5 protein-coding genes are annotated in these 4144 nt (G+C 62.4%); all 5 read left to right on the top strand.

Annotated elements, in window-relative coordinates; genetic code table 11:
• Window positions 1-116 precede the first annotated feature (116 nt).
• Window positions 117-644: a GNAT family protein gene (locus ACH0BU_RS17855; protein WP_020819857.1), complete on the top strand. Its 528-nt coding sequence runs from the start codon at window positions 117-119 to the stop codon at window positions 642-644.
• The gene (locus ACH0BU_RS17850) at window positions 641-1768 is read left to right on the top strand and encodes a tyrosine-type recombinase/integrase (protein WP_021224428.1); all 1128 of its coding nucleotides are present in this window, start codon (window positions 641-643) and stop codon (window positions 1766-1768) included. The genes ACH0BU_RS17855 and ACH0BU_RS17850 overlap by 4 nt, the downstream gene beginning before the upstream one ends.
• A complete protein-coding gene (locus ACH0BU_RS17845) occupies window positions 1765-2355 on the top strand; it encodes an ADP-ribosyltransferase (RefSeq protein ID WP_080993660.1) in 591 nt (196 codons plus the stop codon). Before ACH0BU_RS17850 ends, ACH0BU_RS17845 begins: the two co-directional genes overlap by 4 nt.
• Window positions 2352-3116, top strand: a complete 765-nt coding sequence (locus ACH0BU_RS17840) for a hypothetical protein (RefSeq protein WP_020819854.1) — start codon at window positions 2352-2354, stop codon at window positions 3114-3116. The genes ACH0BU_RS17845 and ACH0BU_RS17840 overlap by 4 nt, the downstream gene beginning before the upstream one ends.
• A gap of 324 nt (window positions 3117-3440) precedes the next feature.
• Window positions 3441-4144 (top strand): IS21 family transposase (gene istA / locus ACH0BU_RS17835; protein WP_426268148.1); only part of this gene is annotated, 704 nt, incomplete at its 3' end.

The raw sequence follows: 4144 nt of genomic DNA, 5'->3' as shown, positions 1-4144 counted from the left end.
TGTTTCGGGCGCAGATCCACTCTTTTCAGCTGCTGCTGTAGGTAGGATGGCGTCCACCATTTTAGGGAAACCTACAGGTTGGATACCTTCGAAAGGATCACTCAAGGACGAAAATCATGGTCGCTCGGTACAGCCTGCAATCCACCGTGAAGGGTGAAACGGATCCGGTGACGCTGATCATACATCAGACTGCGGATACGAATGAGCAGCTCGAACTGCTGCTGGCGGTCGAGGGCGCGAAAACCCTGAAGCTCGTTCCGGGTCGCGACCTGGACGGCGCGAAGATAATGATGCGCGCTGGAGCCTCGTTCAGTCGTCACCAGGGCGTCCGGCTCTCAAACGGCTTCAACGTTGTCGACCCATCAACCTGGCATCGCCAGGGCATCGGTACTGTCGCCCTCAACCTCATGGTCGATTGGGCGAAGCGTCACCATCCTGATGCTGACATCCGCCCAGTCGAGCTCAAGCGATACAAGCAGGATGTTGAAGACGACGATCCACGCCTGGCCTTCTATCGCCGGTTCAACCTTCAGTGGGATCTCGCGGATCAGGATGAGGATGCCGTGAATCTTCTATCGCTGCCTATGAAGGTGCGAGACCTTCAGGCAGTCCCACTTCCGTCGCGGTTGACACTATTGCCATGATGAACGGCGACGTCCCCCCCGCTCCTCCGCCTCCGGCAGAAGTAGCTGACGATCTCGAAGCTGTCCTCGCCGGTGCGATGGTCCTTCTCGATACCGTGGAGAGCCTCGAGCCTTACCTTCCGGATCTGACCGCCGACGACCGCGAGCGTGTCGATCGCTATGTAGGCCGTGCCTCGGCCGATGCCACGCTGCGCGCGTACAAGTCGGATTGGCGGCTGTTTTGCGCCTGGTGTCGCGAAAGTGGTTACCGGCCGCTGCCTGCCACACCTTCAACTGTGGCCGCGTTCCTTACATTGCTCGCCGAGACCGGATTTGTCCCCCTCGAACCACGACGGACCAAGACGGGCAAGGTTCTTCCGCGCAAAGCGCCATCTCCGCTTGGCAAGGCGACCATAGGCCGGCGGCTGGCTGCAATCGTGTTCGCCCATCGCGCAGCCGACCTGGAACCCCCGACCTCCCAGCCGGACGCCGCCCGGCTCGAAAAGGCGATGCGCGCGATCCGGCGGGAAAAGCGTGACGACCTCCCGGACAAGAAGCGCGCAGCCGATGGCGATGTGATGCGCGACATGCTCAGGAGCATCACCGGGGATGACCTGCGCGCCTATCGCGACCGCGCGCTGCTTGCGATCGGGATGGCAGGCGCCTTCCGACGCTCCGAGCTCGTTGAAGTAACAGTCGCCCGGGTGGCCGAAGATGCGCGCGGCCTTTTGATCCGGATTCCTTCCTCCAAGACCGATCAGGAGGGCGATGGCCAAACCGTGGCCATTCTGGATGGTCGCAGGCTCGAACCTGTCCACCATTATAATGCATGGATTGAAAAGGCGGGGATTTGCAGCGGTCCGGTGTTCCGCAAGCTCACGCCGCAGGGTCGTCTCACTGAAAAGTCGATGAGCGCGCAGGGCGTGGCCCTTGTGGTCAAGGCCGCAGCCGTAGCGGCCGGCTATCCGCCTGAATTGTTCTCTGGCCATTCGCTGAGGGCCGGCTTCCTCACCGAAGCGGGGCGGCAAAGCGCGAACCTGTTCAAGATGAAAGAGCATAGCCGCCACTCGTCGCTCGAGATGGTCGCCGAATATGTGCGGGACCATGAGCGGTTCCGCGAGCACGCGGGGGAAGGTTTTCTGTGACAGCACTCATCGTAACTGCAAACGGCCTGATCGGCCGTGAGCGAGAGTTAACCGAGGCAGAGCACTTGGCCTTGCGAAGCTATGGGGCGGATTCGACCTTTTTTCATGCGATCGCGCAGGGGCGCACCGAGGCACTGTCGCACAATCCGAACTTCGGCACGTTTTCATCCGGCGCGCGTGCAAAACGCGACGCCATCGACGCCGTTTTCTCAATGTCGCGCCTGTTGAGTGCGCAGACGCTCTGGTCGGGCCATGGCCATGGCTGGGGTGTTCGCGGCGCCCTGGAGGGGGCACCGGCCAGCTTTGTGGGCCTGCATTATCGTTATCCCGGATACATCTCGACATCGACGGAGCGAAGCTGGTGCGACGCATTCCTCGACAAGCGCAGCCGCAACCAGAGCCGCCCCACCATGCTGGAATTTCGGCTGCCGGCCGGCTCGCCTGCGATCGACATGCACGACGGCGCCGCTCAGGGGGAATTTGAGATCCTACTCCCGCGTGACACCCTGTTCTCGATCACCGACGCACAAATGCTACCGGGGGACCTTCTCCAGCTTATCCTGGAGCCTTGCGAGGCGCCGGTATGAGCGAGGATGACTGGCCTCGAGTCGACGATCAGGCGGGACCAAGGCGAGCCGAGGATATCGGTCCCACCGAGCTCACGGCAGCCCTTAACGCGCTCGCTGGTTTCAGCGACAATCCCTGGCTGGTCATGCAGGGTCAGCAACTGGAGCTGATCGACAATGTCCTCAACGGCATGGAGCGCGAAGTTCTGCGGCACATGCACGATGACGATCGACCGCTTGAGACGATGGCGCTTTTGACGGCTCTCTCGCCCATGTGGATCTACGCAGCTTACGAGTTGCTGCGGACGTGGCGCCAGCGGTGCGACGAAGTGGTCCGACTTGCGTCCAGCGGCGGCTTCGATCTGAAAGCAGCCCATCTGGAACGCGAGGTCAATTACCAGCACTACGATCGGGAGCTTCGCGCGCAGCAGCTCAGAATCGCCCGCGACAATCCCGAGCTTGTACAACGGATGCGCGATGATCTGGCGCGGACCGAGATGGGGTTCACGACGATCGAGTTTATCCGCATTGCCCTTGCCAAGCATGAGGTCAGCGGCAGCAAATCCAAGAACAAACCGATTGCCTTTGCGCCTGGGCTCGCGATGCCCAATCGCTACACAGGCAGCATGGAATATGAACTGAGCGTCGGCGGCTCAATCATAGGCTACCATACTCGCCGCGACCTCGCCGAAACGATCCGCTTCATGCCTACCACGCCGGTGCCGACCGCGGAAGAAATGAAGGATTTCCGGGAGTATATGCGACCTCCAGAGGTCGGCTGAGGCTTAAGCCGTCTTCCACTTGCCATTAAAAACTCGCCACCCGACCATGCCCGCTGCAACGCCCAGCATTCCACCGACGAGGTAAGCGCTCGGCGCATCATCCGGGACAAACAGCCCGCCGGCGACGTATCCACCAATAGTGGCGGTCCGAGTGACTGCGCCGTAGATTGCAGCAACCTTGCCATGTTGGGCCGGCGGACACTCGGATTGTGGATCGGCGTGGAAAAGGGACCCCGGTAGCGGGGTGATCGGCGTCGAAAAGGGACCCCTCATCCCGGTGGTCTAGGCTGTTCGCTTGGCGGTGTGTCAGGCGGCGAGATCGGGATGCTGGTATTGGAGACGGTGTTGAGGATCCGGCGCGAGCACGCGTCGGGGAAGGCCATCAAGGCGATAGCGCGGGACCTGCACCTGTCGCGCAAGGTGGTGCGCAAGGCGATCCGGGCGCCGGAGGCGGACATGGGCTACCGGCGGGAGGTGCAGCCGCTGCCGAAGCTGGGGCCGTTTCAGACGCGACTGGATGCGTTGCTGGAGGAAGACGAGGCACGGCCGCGGCGCGAGAAGCTGCGCCTCACGCGTATCCACGATCTGCTGCTGCGCGAGGGGTTCGACGGCTCATACGACGCGGTGCGCCGCTATGCGGCCCGCTGGCGGCAGGCGCGGCGTCGCGACGTGATGAATGCGCCGGCGTTCATCCCGCTGCTGTTCCGACCAGGCGAGGCGTATCAGTTCGACTGGAGCCACGAGGACGTCGAGATCGCGGGCAAGCCGATGCGCGTGAAGGTCGCCCATGTGCGGCTGTGCGCTTCGCGGGCCATGTATGTGCGAGCCTATCCGCGCGAGACACAGGAGATGGTGTTCGACGCCCATGCGCGGGCGTTCGCCTTCTTCGGAGGCGTGCCGACGCGCGGCATCTACGACAACATGAAGACGGCGGTGACGAGCGTGTTCACCGGCAAGGAGCGGGTCTTCAACCGGCGCTTCCTGGTCATGGCCAACCATTACATGGTCGAGCCGACCGCCTGCTCACC

Origin of the sequence: Sphingomonas olei (assembly GCF_045369765.1) — a bacterium.
GTDB classification, from domain to species: Bacteria; Pseudomonadota; Alphaproteobacteria; order Sphingomonadales; family Sphingomonadaceae; genus Sphingomonas; species Sphingomonas panaciterrae.
Note: the sequence above shows the minus strand (reverse complement) of the source record. Positions and strands in the feature narration are given on the sequence as shown.

Coding starts and splice junctions, on each gene's coding strand:
- ACH0BU_RS17840 (WP_020819854.1), top strand. CDS start 2,352: ATGAGCGAGGATGACTGGCCTCGAGTCGACGATCAGGCGGGACCAAGG.
- ACH0BU_RS17855 (WP_020819857.1), top strand. CDS start 117: ATGGTCGCTCGGTACAGCCTGCAATCCACCGTGAAGGGTGAAACGGAT.
- ACH0BU_RS17850 (WP_021224428.1), top strand. CDS start 641: ATGATGAACGGCGACGTCCCCCCCGCTCCTCCGCCTCCGGCAGAAGTA.